The sequence below is a fragment of the Amycolatopsis sp. NPDC049159 genome (genome assembly GCF_040648295.1).
Taxonomy (GTDB): Bacteria; Actinomycetota; Actinomycetes; order Mycobacteriales; family Pseudonocardiaceae; genus Amycolatopsis; species Amycolatopsis pretoriensis_A.
Genome location: NZ_JBEZDL010000024.1, coordinates 122,439 through 137,358, shown reverse-complemented (window position 1 = coordinate 137,358; position 14,920 = coordinate 122,439). Strand labels below are relative to the sequence as shown.

The following is a 14,920-nucleotide window of genomic DNA, read 5'->3' as shown; positions in this document are numbered from 1 at the left end:
AACCAGGTTTACGGTTTCGACAACCACATTGTCGATCCTACCTCTGGAGACGTCTTGTTCCCCGATCACACCCCGGAGTCTGCACCCCCGGCCGCGCGCCCGACGATGGCGGCCACCGCGAAGAAGTTCGGCCACGTCCCGGCCGCCGTCGCCCGGATGGCGACGTCCCCGGAACTGCTGAACGGCTTCCTCAAGCTGAACGCGATCTTCGAAGCCACGACGCTGCCGGCGCTCGAGCGCGAGGTCGTGATCATGACGGTGGCCACGCGCAACGGCTGCCACGTCTGCGTCGCGATGCACACCGCTTCGCTGGAAGGGCTGTCGGCGGCGCCGGAGCTGGTGACGGCGTTGCGGGCGCAGGTTCCCCTGCCGTCCGCGCGGCTGGAAGCGCTGCGTCGGTTCGCGTCGACCGTGATGGACACGACCGGCGATGTCCCGCCCGCGTCGCTGGCCGCTTTCGTCGAGGCCGGCTTCACCCCGCGCAACGCGCTGGAGGTGGTGCTGGGGATCGGGACGTACACGGTTTCGACGTACGCGAACCGGTTGATCCAGGCGCCGCTGGACGAAGCTTTCGCTGCTCACGCTTGGGATCCCGAAACTGTCGGTGCCTCGCGGTAGCTTCTTTCCACCGGCGGCGAGGGGCCGCCCGAGAAGGGGGATCCACCATGGAGTTCCGGCGAAGAGCGGCTGTTCTGGGGGCCGTGGCCGCGGTGCTGACGGGGGTATTGGCCGGCCCGGCCGCGGCGGCGGCGGACATCGGTGACCTGACCGGCCTGGTCTGGTTCGACCGCAACGGCGACTTCCGCCACGACCCGGGCGACCCCGGCCGCGCGGGCGCCAAGGTGACGCTGCACCTGGTCGCGCCACCCACGGACTACGTCACGTTCACCGACGCCCAAGGCGGCTACGCGTTCACCGGCCTGCCACTGGGCGACTACCGGATCCACGCGGTCGACGACGGCTACCGGTCGATCAGCTCGAACACCCACGACCGGACGCTGACGGCGCAGTACTGGTCCGGGTACGACGAATTCGCCCAGATCGGCGCCCGCATCCACGGCCGCGCCTGGGACGACACGAACGGCGACGGCGTCCGCCAGAGCACGGAACCCCTGCGCGAAACGCAGATTTCGCTGGTGGGCCCGAGCGCGTTCGAAGGCCTGCTGAACCGCACGGTGACCACGACGGGCGGCGAGGTCTACTACTTCGAAGACGTCCCGCAAGGTACGTACAAGCTGCGGACGACGCCCCCGCCGGGCCTGACGGCGACGAAGTTCCACGCGGCGACGGAGTGGTACTTGGACTCGGACTTCCACGGTGGACTGGGAAGCACGCTGTCGACCGACCCGATGCCGGTGTGGCCGGACCAGTACAAGGCCAACAACGACGTGGGCTTCGTGCCCCGCTGAGCCGGGCTACCGGGGAACGACGGTGGTGCCGGTGGCGTCCCCTTCGACGAGGCCGCGGTAGGCCTCGGCGACGGCCGCCACCGGCGTCCCGCCGGCGCCGTCTTCCCCCATGGCCTCAAGGGTTTCGCTGATCCAGCCCGGGCTCACGAGGTTGATCCGCAGGCCCCGCGGCAGTTCCACGGCGGCCGACCGGACGAACCCCTCGAGCCCGGCGTTCACCAGCGCGCCGAGCCCGCTGCCGGGGATCGGCTCGGTGAACGTGCCGCCGGTGAGCGTGATCGAGCCGCCGTCGCTCAGGTGCCCGGCGGCGCGCCGGGCGAGGGCGACCTGGCCGAGCAGCTTGCCGCGCAGGTCGTCGAGCACCTGCTCGTCGGTCAGGTCGGCGAGTGCCCGCAGCGGCACGTTGGCGGCGCAGCACACAACGGCATCGGCACCGGCGGAAAGCACCGCGTCGAGAGAGGAGGGAGCACCCAGGTCGGCCCGGATCCCGGACGTCCGCGAGGAACGGACGACGTCGTGGCGGGGCTCCAAGGCGGCGACGACGGCTCGCCCGACGAGCCCGGTCGCGCCCAGCACGATGATCTTCACCCCGCTGACGCTACCGTCACCTGATCGGGTCGCCGGCAGGACAGCGGGGCCGCGCGCTTCGATACTGGGGCCGTGGACGGGGACGCGGAGCTGGCGCGGGTCGCCGCCGTGCGCGCGCTCGACCTGCTCGACACCCCCAGCGAAGAACGCTTCGACCGGATCACCCGGCTCGCCCAGCACACCTTCGGCGTGCCGATCGCGTTGGTGTCGCTGGTGGAGCTGGACCGGCAGTGGTTCAAGTCCTGCGCCGGGCTCGACGAGCGGGAAACCCCGCGCAGTGTTTCGTTCTGCGCGCGGGCCATCGAACGCGACGACCTGATGGAGATCCCGGACGCCCACCTGGATCCGCGCTTCGCGGACAACCCGATGGTGACGGGGCCGCCGTACATCCGGTTCTACGCCGGGCAGCCGTTGACCACGCCGTCCGGGCACAAGGCCGGGACGCTGTGCTTGATCGACCGCGAACCGCGGCGCCTGACGGCGGCCGAGCGCGGCCGGCTGCGGGACCTCGCGCACTGGGTCGAACTGGAGGTGGCGGTCGTCCAGGCGCGGCGGGACGCGAACCGCGCCCGCGAGGTGCGTGAGGAGCTCGTCTCGCTGGTGAGCCACGAGCTGCGGACGCCCCTGACGTCGATCCACGGTTCGCTGGAGCTGGTGGGTTCCGGCCGCTTCGGCGAGCTCGGCGAGCGCGCCGCCCGTCTGGTGGCGATCGCGGCGAAGAACACCGACCGGCTGATCCGGCTGTCCGACGACGTCCTCGACCTGACCCGCCTGCAGGGCGGCAGACTGCGCCTCCGGCTGTCCGATGTGGACATGGCGGCAGTGCTGGAGAGCGCGGTGGACAGCGTCGAAGGCGCGGCCGAGCGGATGGGCGTCCGCATCGAGCGCGCGGGCGAAACCGGCCCGGTCCGCGGTGACGCCGACCGCCTGGTCCAGGTGTTCACGAACCTCCTGGCCAACGCGGCGGCGGTGGCCCCGGAAGGCACGGCCATCACGGTCGGCGCCCGCGACGACCGGACGTGGGCCGAGGTCTCGGTCCGCGACCACGGCCCCGGCGTACCCCCGGGTGAGGAGGAGCGCATCTTCGAGCCGTTCGCCCAAGCAGGCGCTCCCACCGGCGGTGCGGGCCTGGGCCTGGCGATCACGCGCGGAATCGTCCAGGCCCACGGCGGCACGGTCCGTGCGAGCGCGGCAGCGGGCGGCGGCAGCGCGTTCACGGTCCGCCTGCCCTCGGCGGGCCCGGACACCGAACGCGCCTGGTGGTAGCTCGGCGGCTTCAGCCGTCCCAGCGCAGCAGGCCCGCCAGCCGCGTGCCGATGCCCAGGGGGTCGAACGGCTTCGCCAGCACCGCGAGCGCGCCCAGCTCCGCCAGCCCCGTCGTGTCCGCGGCCGCCGTCAGGAACACCACCGGCAGCGCCGCGTGCGCCCCCCGCAGTTCACGCAACGTGCGGCGGCCGTCGTAGCCCGGCATCTCCACGTCCAGCACGACCGCGTCCACCCCGCCGGAGCCGCACCGCAGCACCGCCTCCGCGCCGCCCGCCGCCGTCTCCACGCGCCAGTCCGCAAAAGCGCTCAGGGCCAGGCTCAGGACCTCCCGCACGTCCGGGTCGTCGTCGACCACCAGGACCGTGCGCGTCACCGGACGCCCCGGTCGATCCGGTAGCCGACCCCGCGCACGGTCGCGATCAGTCCCGGCGCGCCCGCCGCCGCCAGCTTGCGGCGCAGGTTGGACAGGTGGACGTCGACGGCGTGGTCGTCGGCCAGCCAGCTCTCGCCCCACGCCCGGCGGCGCAGCGCCTCGCGGCCGCACACCGCGCGGACGTTCTCGGTGAGCGCGTCCAGCAGCTCGAACTCGATCCGGGTCAGCTCGACGTGCACCCCCGAGACCGTCACGTCGCGGGCTTCGACGTCGATGCGGACCGGCCCGACCACCCGGCCGGCAGCCGGGACGGCGAACGAACGCGGCCGCCGCAGCATCGCCTGGATCCGCGCCACCAGCTCGCGCGGCGAAAACGGCTTCGTCAGGTAGTCGTCGGCGCCGCTGGCCAGCCCGACCAGCTTGTCGACCTCGTCGGACTTCGCGGTGAGCATGACGACGTAGGCCTCGGAGAACCCGCGCAGCCGTCGGCACACTTCGAGGCCGTCCGGACCGGGGATGTTCAGGTCGAGCACGACCACGTCCGGGTCCCACGCCCGCAGCTCGGCCAGCGCGCGGTCGCCGTCGGCGGCGGTGCGCACGTCGAAGCAGGCGTCGTCCAGCGCGAGCTCGACGACCTCCCGGATGCTGTCGGTGTCCTCCACCACCAGAACCTTGGCCATGGTCGCGATTGTGACGGCCCGGCGGCGGGCCGGCAGCTTCACCACAACGCCCGCTTCGCCGCGACCAGCAGGCAAAGCCCGGCGAACACGATCACCGCGACGCGCACCCCGCCGTACTGGCCGAGCAGCGCCACGCGCCCGATCCACGGCACGTGCCCGGCGACCACCGGCACCGCCGGCGACGTGATGCGCAGGCGCTGCGGGTCGGCGGCGGCGTTGTTGTCGCCCTTCGTCCGCACCCGCGGCTCGGCCTGCGACCGGTCGACCTCGACGACGCGGTGGGCGTACCGCTCCGCCGGCGCGTCCGGGCGGGGCAGCACGACGACGTCGCCGACATCCACCGATCGGGCGTCCACCTGACGGGTGATGAGCAGGTCTCCCGGCGCGAACCCGGGCTCCATGCTCGGCGACAGGACGGGCGCGAACCCGGCCCGGAGCACGAAGACCGCGACGGCACCGGCGACGGCGAGCACCGCGACCAGGCCGAGCAGCACGCCCGGCAGCCGGCGCGGCGGGCGGCTCGTGCGGTGCCGTCCGGGGGCGGGCGCGGTGGTGACCATCGGGTGGCTCCTACGAGTTCGTGGTGGTGGCGGCGCGGATCTGGGTGCGGGACACGGAGACGCCGACCGTCGCCGTGGTCGTGACCCCGGTGCCGGTGAGCGCGATCCGCAGGCTCAGCTGGTCGCCGGCGGCGAGCGCGCGGACGACGGCCGTCGGGCCCGCGGCCGAGTCGGTCAGCGCGACGACCGTGCCCGGGCACGTGCCGCCCGACCAGCTGCCGCCGGCGCAGGCGTCGAGGCGGACGCCCGCCGGGAGGAACCCGCCGGTGACGGCGACCGCGTAGGTCTCCCCCGTGAGCGCGACCGTGCCGTTGTTGCGGACCGACGCGTAGCGCGGCGAGGTGTCGAACAGCCCCCACGAGACGGTGAGCGGCTTGCCGGTCTGGACCGCGCCCGAGCTGTCGGCCAGCACCGCCGACCACGTCACCGTCGTCGCGCGGACCGCGTCGGCGGCGGTGGCGAGACCGGCGGCGCCGGCGGTGGCGGGCACGGCGGCCAGCGCGGCGGCCGTCGCGGTGACGGCCGCCGCCCGGACGGACCAGGACCGGCGCACGGCTCAGGAGTTCGTGGTGGTGGCCGAGCGCTGGGTCTCGGCGAAGGTGTAGGTCAGGTTCGCGGTCAGGCCCTGGATGGTCGACGCCGGCAGCGCGCCGTTGACCGTCGTCTCGGCCTGGTCCGGCAGCTGCACGGAGACCTGCAGGTGCGAGACGGAGCCCGCGGTCACCGCGCCGGCGATCAGCGACTGGGCGCTGCTGAGGCCGCTCAGCGCGGTCGCCGGGAGCAGCGTCGTCGCGGTGCCGCCGCCGCACGCGCCGGTCGAGGTGTTCCAGGTGCCCGGGCACTGCTTGACGGTGACCCGCAGCGCCTTGGTCGTGGCGCCGTCGGTGACGAGGGCGCCCGAGCCGGTGGCGGCGACCTGCACGGTCAGCGCCTGGGCGTCGAGGCTGCCGCCGCTGGTGAGGTCGACGTAGCGGTTGACGGTGTCGCCGGGGGCGAGGTTGGCGACGGCCTGGTCGAACCCGGCGCCGTTGGCCGCGAGGGTGAGCTTGAGGGTGCCGCTGCTGATCGTCTCGGGCGTCACGTTCGCGGCGGTGGCCGAGAGCGTCGCCCAGACGCCGGCGCCCATGGCGACGAGCACGGAGCCGCCGACGACGGCGAGGGCGACGGGGCGCCACGGGGAGCGGCGGCGGGCGGGGAGGGCGTGGTCGGCCATGGCGGTCCTTGTCCGGCGGGCACCACCCGGTGTGGTGCGCTGGAACCAGGTTCGGGCCCGGACCTCCGGCGTCCCTCCGCCGTTCCTCAAGATCGCCTCAAGAAAGTTTCCGCGCCCGTGTCCGGTCCGCGCGGGCGGCTCCGACCCCCTGGTGTCCGCACCACCGAGAAGGAGTCGAAATGGAGAACGTCGCCGGACGTCGGGAGTGGCTGGGCCTGGCGGTGCTCGTGCTGCCCACGCTGCTCGTCGCGATGGACATGACCTCGCTGTTCCTCGCGTTGCCGCAGCTCAGCGCGGATCTCGGGGCGAGCGCCACGGAGCAGCTGTGGATCACCGACAGCTACGGGTTCGTCGTCGCCGGGTTCGTCATCACGATGGGCACCCTCGGCGACCGCATCGGGCGTCGCCGCCTGCTCCTGATCGGTGGCGCGGCCTTCGGGATCCTCTCGATCGTCGCCGCGTTCTCGACGAGCCCGGAGATGCTCATCGTGGTCCGCGGGGCGCTCGGCGTGGCGGGGGCGACGCTGATGCCGTCGACGCTGGCGCTGATCACGAACATGTTCCGCGACGGCCGCCGGCGCGGAAAGGCCATCTCGATCTGGGCGACGTGCCAGTTCGCGGGCGGCGCGGCCGGTCCGGTGTTCGCCGGCTTCCTGCTCCAGCACTTCACGTGGGGCTCGGTGTTCCTGGTCGCGGTCCCGGCGGTGGCGGTGCTGCTGGCGACCGGCCCGTTCCTGCTCCCGGAGTTCCGCGCCCCGGCGTCCGGCCGCCTCGACTTCCCCGGCGTCGCGCTCTCGCTGGCCGCGGTCCTGCTGATCGTGTTCGGCCTCAAACAGCTGACCACCGGCGACCTGCTGATCCCCCTCTGCGCCATCGCCCTCGGCGGTCTGCTCGGCGCGGTCTTCGCCCACCGCCAGCTGACGACGGCGTCCCCGCTGCTGGACCTGCGCCTGTTCCGCAACCGCCCGTTCACGGCGGTCCTGGTGGCCCTGGTCTTCGCCGGTGTCGCGATGGCGGGCGTCGGCCTGCTGGTGACGCAGTACCTGCAGAGCGTCCTGGGCTACTCCCCGCTGCTGTCGGCGGTCATGTTCGCCCCGATGGGCCTCGGCGTGGCCCTGGGCACGATGACAGCCCCGTCCCTGACCCGCCGGCTCACCCCGGCCACGGCGATCGCCGGCGGCCTGCTCGTCTCGGCGGCGGGCAGCCTCCTGCTGGTCTTCGCCGACGGCGCGGCCCCGGTGATGGCGGCGATCGCGATCCTGACGCTGGGCACGGGCCCGCTGTTCGCCCTGGGCATCGGCCTGGTGATGGGCGCGGTCCCGCCGGAGCGCGCGGGTTCGGCGGCCTCGATGGCGGACACGGGCAACTACCTGGGTGGCTCCCTGGGCCTGGCCCTGATCGGCCTGACCGCGACGACGATCTACCACGGCGTCTTCCCGGCCGGTTCCACGCTCGCCGTGGACGTCACGCACCCGGAACTGGCGGCCCAGGCGAAGGAGGCGTTCACGACGGCGCTGAACGTGACGGGCGTGCTCGCGGCGGTGCTGTTCGCGGGACTGGCGGTGCTGGTCCGGGCGATGCGCCCGGCGCCCGCTCCGGAACCCGCCACGGCGGGGTGAGCGTCAGCCGAGCAGGCCGAGCGCGCCGACGAACTGCAGCGCGCCGAGCAGGCCGGCGAGGACGCCGAAGAACTGGAGGAGGCCGAAGCTGCCGCCCACCCTGCGGGCGACGGCTTCGGTGCGCGGGTCCAGCAGCACGACGACCGGCTTCCCGGGCCGCGGCGACCGGAAGCTGTACCGGCCGGCCCAGGCCGAACGGGTCCGGCCGTAGGCGGTGTAGCGCACCTTCGGCTCACTCGGCGCCCGGTTCAGCCACCGCCGCTCGTCGACGACGTGACCTTCGACCTCGCGCACGTGCCGCGCGAACCGCAGGCGGCCCGCCGCGATCCCGACCGCGACCGCGCCGAACAGGGTGAACAACCAGGCCACGAACAGGTACGAAGCGTTCTGACCACCGGTGACGTGCTCGTCGAGCCCGGTCCGGCCGACCGCGACCCCGAACACGACGAGCAGCGCGCCCCGCACGAGGAAAGTGCCGGGCAAGGCGGTCCGGGGCGTCGGCAGCAACCGCGCCCGCCCGCCACCGGCGGGCCGGCACCGCGCGACGTCACCGGCCAGCACGGGCACGGTGGTGCGCAGCAGTTCGCGTTCCTCGCCGGTCCGCTCGTCGACGACGGTCCCGGCCACCAGGGGAACGCGGGGAATCGACGGCAGCGGGCGAACGGCCTCCACCCGGAACGGCCTCAGCCCGCGGGCGAACCACCGGCGCAACCACACCCAGACACCGCCGGCCACGGCTTCGAGCGCACCGAGGACCACGAAGATCCAGGCCGAAGCGGGCACGAGCTCAGCCTGTCCTCTCCCGGGTGGTCGTTCGGTGGGCGCAGCAGGGTTCGAACCTGCGACCGCTCGGGTGTAAACCGAGTGCTCTTCCGCTGAGCTATGCGCCCCGCCGGTGGCGATCCCCCCACCAGGGGGACCGCCGCCGGGAAGAAATCAGACCAGTTCGGCGACGGCCTTCTTCCAGCCCTGCTGGTCGCGGGCCTCGCCCGGTGCGTTCACCTCGGCGAAGCGCACGACGCCGGACGTGTCGATCAGGAAGGTGCCGCGCACGGCCAGGCCCGCCTGCTCGTTGAACACGCCGTACGCGCGCGCCACCTCGCCGTGCGGCCAGAAGTCGGACAGCAGCGGGAACTGGTAGCCCTCCTTCTCGGCCCACGCCTTGAGCGAGAACGGCGTGTCGACCGAGACGCCCAGGACCTGGACGCCCTTGCCGTCGTAGTCGGCGAACTCGTCGCGGAGCTGGCAGAGCTCGCCGGTGCAGATGCCGCTGAACGCGAACGGGTAGAAGACCACCAGTACCGGCTTGTCGCCCCGGAAGGAGGACAGCTGGACCGGCTGCTTGTTGTAGTCGTTGAGCGTGAAGTCAGGGGCCTCGGAACCGACCTCGACTGCCATACCGCGTTTCCTCTCCCGTACGGACACGTGCCTGCGACGACAACCCTATCGTGTCCGCCGGCCCGGGCCGGGTCAGCGCTGCTTCGACTTCGACTTGGGGGACACCAGCCTGGTGCCGATCCAGTTCGCGCCGACGCTCATGTTGGCGGTCTGGGCCAGTCCGACGACGGGTACCGCTTCGGCGATCTCGCTCGGCTCGACGTGCCCGGGCTGTCCCGTCTTCGGGGTCAGCACCCAGATCACGCCGGTCTCTTCGAGGGGACCCCTCGCGTCGATGAGAGCGTCGCCGAGGTCGCCGTCGTCTTCGCGCCACCACAGCAGCACCACGTCGATGACCTCGTCGGCCTCCTCGTCGAGGATGTCCCCGCCGATCTGTTCCTCGATCGCCGCACGGAGGTCGTCGTCGACGTCCTCGTCCCAGCCGATCTCCTGGACGACCATCTCGGGCTTGATGCCGAGCCTCTCGGCGACGCTGCTCTGATCAGCGTCTCCCGCGGCGACCACTGCTTTCACTCCTCCAACTGCGACGGAGCGTGGCGTTCCCCACCCTCTTTCGGAGGGTACGGCTCCGCCACACTCGGCTACCCGGTTGCCGATAGCGAACACTGGTGCGGCTCCGCGCGCAACCGTCCACACCGGATCTGTGACAACTCGTGTCGCAGGATACGGCCCGGGAGGGGCTCGCCGCGACGGCGTTTCGGGTGCCTCGCACCACCGGTCTGCCACCCCGCCGGGGGCCGTCCCCTAGGGTGGGGGAGAAAAAAACGCGCGCGCGATACACCGCGCGCAGGGAGTGGCCCGACCGGGTCGGCCCATGTTACCGCCAAGTAGCGGTGCGGAAGCCGGGACGGAAGACGACGATGGAGAGTCGTACACGCCCGCGCACGAGCACCACCGGCTACGACTTTTTCGCAAGGAGACCCCTTGGCCCCGCAGAACGACGGCGCCTCCGGCAAGGAGACCCCGGCACGCGTACGCGTCATCCGTGACGGACTGGCGGCGCACCTGCCCGACATCGACCCGGAGGAGACCGCCGAGTGGCTGGACTCGTTCGACGAGGCTCTGGCGAGGGGCGGGCAGCAGCGGGCCAGGTACCTGATGCTGCGCATCCTCGAGCGGGCCCGCGAGCGGAACGTCGGCGTCCCGGCGCTGACCTCGACGGACTACGTCAACACGATCCCCACCGAGAACGAACCCTGGTTCCCCGGTGACGAGGAGATCGAGCGCCGCTACCGCGCCTGGATCCGCTGGAACGCGGCGATCATGGTGCACCGCGCGCAGCGCCCCGGCGTCGGCGTCGGCGGCCACATCTCGACCTACGCCTCCTCGGCGGCGCTGTACGAGGTCGGGTTCAACCACTTCTTCCGCGGCAAGGACCACTCGGGCGGCGGCGACCAGATCTACATCCAGGGCCACGCCTCCCCCGGCATCTACGCCCGCGCGTTCCTCGAGGGCCGGCTGTCCGAGCAGCAGCTCGACGGGTTCCGCCAGGAGTACAGCCACGCCGGCGAGGGCGGCGGCCTGCCGTCGTACCCGCACCCGCGGCTGATGCCGGAGTTCTGGGAGAACCCGACGGTGTCGATGGGCCTCGGCCCGATGAACGCGATCTACCAGGCGCGGTTCAACCGCTACCTGCGCGACCGCGGCATCAAGGACACGAACGACCAGCACGTCTGGGCGTTCCTCGGCGACGGCGAGATGGACGAGGCCGAATCGCGCGGCCTGATCCACATCGCGGCCGGTGAGGGCCTCGACAACCTGACCTTCGTGATCAACTGCAACCTGCAGCGGCTCGACGGCCCGGTGCGCGGCAACGGCAAGATCATCCAGGAGCTGGAGTCGTACTTCCGCGGCGCCGGCTGGAACGTCATCAAGGTCATCTGGGGCCGCGAGTGGGACTCGCTGCTGCACGCCGACCGCGACGGCGCGCTGGTCAACCTGATGAACGTGACGCCGGACGGCGACTACCAGACGTACAAGGCCAACGACGGCGCGTTCGTCCGCGAGCACTTCTTCGGCCGCGACCCGCGGACGAAGGACCTGGTCAAGGACCTCTCCGACGCCGACATCTGGAACCTCAAGCGCGGCGGCCACGACTACCGCAAGGTGTACGCGGCCTACAAGTCGGCGCTGGAGCACCACGGCCAGCCGACGGTGATCCTGGCCCACACGATCAAGGGCTACGGCCTGGGCCCGGCGTTCGAGGGCCGCAACGCCACGCACCAGATGAAGAAGCTCACCCTCGACGACCTGAAGCTGTTCCGCGACTCGCAGCGGATCCCGATCAGCGACGAGGAGCTCGAGCGCGACCCGAAGCTGCCGCCCTACTACCACCCGGGTGCGAACTCGCCCGAGATCGAGTACCTGATCGGGCGACGCAAGGCGCTCGGCGGCTTCCTGCCGGAACGCCGACCGAAGGCCGCGAAGGCGCTCGTGCTGCCCGGCGACAAGATCTACGAAGGCGTCCGCAAGGGCTCCGGCAAGCAGGAGGTCGCCACGACGATGGCGTTCGTCCGGCTGGTCCGCGAGCTGGCGAAGGACTCCGAGATCGGCAAGCGCGTCGTCCCGATCATCCCGGACGAGGCCCGCACCTTCGGCCTCGACTCGATGTTCCCGACGGCCAAGATCTACAACCCGCACGGCCAGACGTACACGTCGGTCGACGCGAGCCTGATGCTGGCCTACAAGGAGTCCGAGAAGGGCCAGCTGCTGCACGAGGGCATCAACGAGGCGGGCTCGACCGCGTCGTTCACCGCCGTCGGCACGTCGTACGCGACGCACGGCGAGCCGATGATCCCGATCTACATCTTCTACTCGATGTTCGGGTTCCAGCGCACCGGTGACGGCCTCTACGCCGCCGCCGACCAGATGGCCCGCGGGTTCGTCATCGGCGCCACCGCCGGGCGCACCACGCTGACCGGTGAGGGCCTTCAGCACGCCGACGGGCACTCGCTGCTGCTGGCGGCGACCAACCCGGCCGCCGTGGCGTACGACCCGTCGTGGTCGTTCGAGATCGCGCACATCGTGAAGGACGGCCTGCGCCGGATGTACGGCGAGACCGGCCCGGACGGCAACGGCGAGAACGTCTTCTACTACATGACGATCTACAACGAGCCGTACCAGCAGCCCGCCGAGCCGGAGAACCTCGACGTCGACGGCCTGCTCAAGGGTCTCTACAAGTACGCCGAGGCCCCGGAAGGCGACGGCCCGGAGGTGCAGATCCTCGTCTCCGGCGTCACGATGCCGGACGCGCTCAAGGCTCAGCAGCTGCTGGCCGAGGAGTGGGGCGTGCGGGCCGCGGTGTGGTCGGCGACGTCGTGGACCGAGCTGCGGCGCGAAGCCGTCGCGATCGACCACGACAACCTGCTCTACCCGGGCAGCGAGCCGCGCGTGCCGTTCGTGACCGAGAAGCTGCAGGGCGCGAACGGGCCGGTCGTGGCGGTGTCGGACTGGATGCGCGCGGTGCCGGACCTGATCCGCCCGTACGTCCCGACCGACATGCTGACGCTGGGCACCGACGGGTTCGGGTTCTCCGACACCCGGCCGGCGGCGCGGCGGAAGTTCCTGGTCGACGCCGAGTCGATCACCGTCGGCGCGCTGTCGATCCTCGCCAAGCGCGGCGAGGTCGAGCAGGCGAAGGTCCTCGAAGCGGCCACGAAGTACCGGCTCGACGACATCGCGGCCGCCGGGCCGCAGACGTCGGATTCCGGGAGCGCGTGACCTGGTGCTAGAAAGGAGCCCGGCAGACATCCGATGTCTGCCGGGCTCCTCTTGCCGCGTAGTTCGTTAGGGAGTTGATGAAGGTGACCAAGCGCCGCCTGCCGAAGCCGGCCGAGCTGAAGCAGATCCTGCGACCCAAGCCGATCGTCCTGAACCCGACCGAACGGCGGCTGGCGAACGCGCACACCATCGCCGACCTGCGGACGGCCGCGCGCAAGCGCACCCCGCGAGCGGCCTTCGACTACACCGACGGCGCCGCCGAGCTCGAGGACAGCCTGCTCCGCGCCCGGCAGGCCTACCGCCGGGTCGAGTTCCACCCGAACGTGTTGCGCGGGGTGTCCGATGTGGACACCACGCGGGAGATCCTCGGCAAGACCTCGGCGCTGCCGTTCGCCTTCGCCCCCACCGGGTTCACGCGGATGATGCAGCACGAGGGCGAGAGCGCGGTCGCGCGCGTCGCCGAGCGCAACGGCATCCCGATGGGCCTCTCGACGATGGCGACGACGTCGATCGAGGACCTCGCGGCGGCCGCGCCCGGCGCCCGCAAGTGGTTCCAGCTCTACGTCTGGCGCGACCACGCCGCCGGTGAAGATCTGATGAATCGGGCGTGGGAAAACGGCTTCGACACGCTCATGCTGACCGTGGACACCCCGGTCGGCGGCGCGCGCCTGCGGGACGTCCGCAACGGCCTGACCATCCCGCCGGCGCTGACGCTCAAGACGTTCCTCGACGGCGCCACGCACCCGGCGTGGTGGTTCAACCTGCTCACCACCGAGCCGCTGAACTTCGCCTCGCTCAGCCACTTCGACGGCACCGTCGCCGAGCTGCTGAACAAGCTCTTCGACCCGACGCTCAACTTCGACGACCTCGACTGGGTCCGCCAGACCTGGCCCGGCAAGCTCGTGGTCAAGGGCGTGCAGAACGTCGACGACGCCCGCGACGTCGTCAAGCACGGCGCGGACGCCGTCCTGCTGTCCAACCACGGCGGCCGCCAGCTCGACCGCGCCCCGACGCCCCTGGAGCTCCTCCCGGCGGTGCTGGACGAGCTCCAGGGCGGCGCCGAGGTCTGGATCGACACCGGCATCCTCTCCGGCGGCGACATCGTCGCGGCGATCGCGCGCGGCGCGGACGCTGTGCTGATCGGCCGCGCGTTCCTGTACGGCCTGATGGCCGGGGGCGAGCGGGGGGTCCAGCGCTGCGTCGACATCCTGCGCACGGAGATGGTCCGCACGATGCAGCTGCTGGGAGTCCGGACCCTGAAGGACCTGACCCCGGGCCACGCCACCCTGCGTTAGTCAGACCTGCGCGAGGCCGCCGTCGACGAAGAACTCGACGCCGTTGACGAAGCTCGACTCCGCGGAAGCCAGGAACAGCGCGGCGGCCGCGATTTCGGCCGGTTCGCCGACCCGGCCGAGCGGGACCTGCGCCGCGAGGTTGTCGACCAGGCCCTGCTGCTCGTCCTCGGCGACGAGGCCGAGCAGGCCGGGGGTGCGCGTGGGTCCCGGAGCCAGGACGTTGACCCGCGTCCCGGTCCCCTTCAGGTCGACCGCCCAGCCGCGGGCGAGGTTGCGAACCGCGGCCTTCGTCGCCCCGTAGACGCTGAAGGCCGGGTCGACCCGGGTCGACGCCGTCGAGCCGGTGAGGATGATCGAGGCGTCCGGGTTCAGCAGCGGCAGCGCCTTCTGGACGGCGAAGATGACACCCTTGACGTTCGTGGCGAAGGTGCTGTCGAACTGCTCTTCGGTGATCTCGCCGAGCGGGGCGAAGCTGCCGCCGCCGGAGTTGGCCACCAGGACGTCCAGGCCGCGGCCGCGCTCAGCCACCGCGCGGTAGAGCTCGTCCAGGTCGGCCAGGTTCGCCGAATCCGCCCGCACCGCCGTCACGTCGCCGCCGATCTCGGCGACCGCGTCGTCGAGGGCCTCCTTGCGCCGGCCCGTGATGAACACGTGCGCGCCTTCGGCCGCGAACCGCTTCGCGATGGCGAGGCCGATGCCGGTGCTCCCGCCGGTCACGACGGCGGTCTTGTTTTCCAGGTTCACGATGCCCTCCGAGTTCTTGACTATCTCGTCCAGAACGTACGCCGTTCTGGACGAG

Annotated in this window: 16 protein-coding genes and 1 tRNA gene; 6 read left to right on the top strand and 11 right to left on the bottom strand. The window is 71.9% G+C overall.

The features are described 5' to 3' along the window. The first annotated feature begins 54 nt into the window (after window positions 1–54). Together AB0B33_RS37605 and AB0B33_RS37600 are read left to right on the top strand one after the other, a co-directional pair. Window positions 55–618 (top strand): carboxymuconolactone decarboxylase family protein, encoded by a 564-nt coding sequence (locus tag AB0B33_RS37605; RefSeq protein WP_360780994.1) that lies wholly within the window; start codon window positions 55–57, stop codon window positions 616–618. An 83-nt stretch (window positions 619–701) separates the two neighbouring features. Then, complete coding sequence (locus AB0B33_RS37600) at window positions 702–1,409, top strand: SdrD B-like domain-containing protein (RefSeq protein ID WP_360780991.1); 708 nt, start codon at window positions 702–704, stop codon at window positions 1,407–1,409. Between the two features lie 6 nt (window positions 1,410–1,415). Here AB0B33_RS37600 and AB0B33_RS37595 read toward each other — a convergent pair whose 3' ends face one another. After that, window positions 1,416–1,997 (bottom strand): short chain dehydrogenase, encoded by a 582-nt coding sequence (locus tag AB0B33_RS37595; protein ID WP_360780988.1) that lies wholly within the window; start codon window positions 1,995–1,997, stop codon window positions 1,416–1,418. Between the two features lie 72 nt (window positions 1,998–2,069). Here AB0B33_RS37595 and AB0B33_RS37590 point away from each other — a divergent pair, with 72 nt between their 5' ends. Further along, window positions 2,070–3,263: a GAF domain-containing sensor histidine kinase gene (locus AB0B33_RS37590; RefSeq protein WP_360780985.1), complete on the top strand. Its 1,194-nt coding sequence runs from the start codon at window positions 2,070–2,072 to the stop codon at window positions 3,261–3,263. 10 nt (window positions 3,264–3,273) lie between these two features. Here the strand turns inward: AB0B33_RS37590 and AB0B33_RS37585 are convergent, their stop codons facing one another. The 5 genes from AB0B33_RS37585 to AB0B33_RS37565 are packed head-to-tail and all read right to left on the bottom strand — an operon-like array spanning window position 3,274 to window position 6,089. Beyond that, window positions 3,274–3,636: a response regulator gene (locus tag AB0B33_RS37585; RefSeq protein ID WP_360780982.1), complete on the bottom strand. Its 363-nt coding sequence runs from the start codon at window positions 3,634–3,636 to the stop codon at window positions 3,274–3,276. Beyond that, window positions 3,633–4,316: a response regulator transcription factor gene (locus AB0B33_RS37580; protein WP_247012679.1), complete on the bottom strand. Its 684-nt coding sequence runs from the start codon at window positions 4,314–4,316 to the stop codon at window positions 3,633–3,635. The genes AB0B33_RS37585 and AB0B33_RS37580 overlap by 4 nt, the downstream gene beginning before the upstream one ends. Window positions 4,317–4,354: 38 nt before the next feature. Beyond that, on the bottom strand, window positions 4,355–4,876 hold the full coding sequence (locus AB0B33_RS37575) for a signal peptidase I (protein WP_360780979.1): 522 nt from the start codon (window positions 4,874–4,876) through the stop codon (window positions 4,355–4,357). Between the two features lie 10 nt (window positions 4,877–4,886). Further along, the gene (locus AB0B33_RS37570; protein ID WP_360780976.1) at window positions 4,887–5,429 is read right to left on the bottom strand and encodes a hypothetical protein; all 543 of its coding nucleotides are present in this window, start codon (window positions 5,427–5,429) and stop codon (window positions 4,887–4,889) included. Window positions 5,430–5,432: 3 nt separating this feature from the next. Continuing rightward, window positions 5,433–6,089 carry a TasA family protein gene (locus AB0B33_RS37565; RefSeq protein ID WP_360780973.1) on the bottom strand — a complete coding sequence of 219 codons (657 nt, stop codon included), beginning with the start codon at window positions 6,087–6,089 and terminating at the stop codon, window positions 5,433–5,435. Window positions 6,090–6,268: 179 nt separating this feature from the next. Here AB0B33_RS37565 and AB0B33_RS37560 point away from each other — a divergent pair, with 179 nt between their 5' ends. Then, window positions 6,269–7,708, top strand: a complete 1,440-nt coding sequence (locus tag AB0B33_RS37560) for an MFS transporter (protein WP_360780970.1) — start codon at window positions 6,269–6,271, stop codon at window positions 7,706–7,708. 3 nt (window positions 7,709–7,711) lie between these two features. Here the strand turns inward: AB0B33_RS37560 and AB0B33_RS37555 are convergent, their stop codons facing one another. The 4 genes from AB0B33_RS37555 to AB0B33_RS37540 form a co-directional block, all read right to left on the bottom strand. Continuing rightward, on the bottom strand, window positions 7,712–8,491 hold the full coding sequence (locus AB0B33_RS37555) for a hypothetical protein (protein WP_360780967.1): 780 nt from the start codon (window positions 8,489–8,491) through the stop codon (window positions 7,712–7,714). Between the two features lie 35 nt (window positions 8,492–8,526). After that, window positions 8,527–8,598 (bottom strand) — tRNA-Val (locus tag AB0B33_RS37550). 46 nt (window positions 8,599–8,644) lie between these two features. Beyond that, entirely contained in the window at window positions 8,645–9,106 is a 462-nt protein-coding gene (locus AB0B33_RS37545; protein ID WP_247012691.1) for a peroxiredoxin, read from the bottom strand. Window positions 9,107–9,178: 72 nt separating this feature from the next. Beyond that, window positions 9,179–9,610 carry a DUF3052 domain-containing protein gene (locus AB0B33_RS37540; protein WP_247012693.1) on the bottom strand — a complete coding sequence of 144 codons (432 nt, stop codon included), beginning with the start codon at window positions 9,608–9,610 and terminating at the stop codon, window positions 9,179–9,181. A 420-nt stretch (window positions 9,611–10,030) separates the two neighbouring features. On the opposite strand from AB0B33_RS37540, the gene aceE reads away from it, so the two are divergent. Both aceE and AB0B33_RS37530 read left to right on the top strand, forming a co-directional pair. Continuing rightward, on the top strand, window positions 10,031–12,826 hold the full coding sequence (gene aceE, locus AB0B33_RS37535) for a pyruvate dehydrogenase (acetyl-transferring), homodimeric type (RefSeq protein ID WP_360780962.1): 2,796 nt from the start codon (window positions 10,031–10,033) through the stop codon (window positions 12,824–12,826). 83 nt (window positions 12,827–12,909) lie between these two features. Continuing rightward, window positions 12,910–14,121 (top strand): alpha-hydroxy acid oxidase, encoded by a 1,212-nt coding sequence (locus tag AB0B33_RS37530; protein ID WP_247012697.1) that lies wholly within the window; start codon window positions 12,910–12,912, stop codon window positions 14,119–14,121. On the opposite strand, the gene AB0B33_RS37525 is transcribed toward AB0B33_RS37530, so the two are convergent. Next, complete coding sequence (locus AB0B33_RS37525; protein WP_360780959.1) at window positions 14,122–14,865, bottom strand: SDR family oxidoreductase; 744 nt, start codon at window positions 14,863–14,865, stop codon at window positions 14,122–14,124. Window positions 14,866–14,920: the final 55 nt, after the last annotated feature.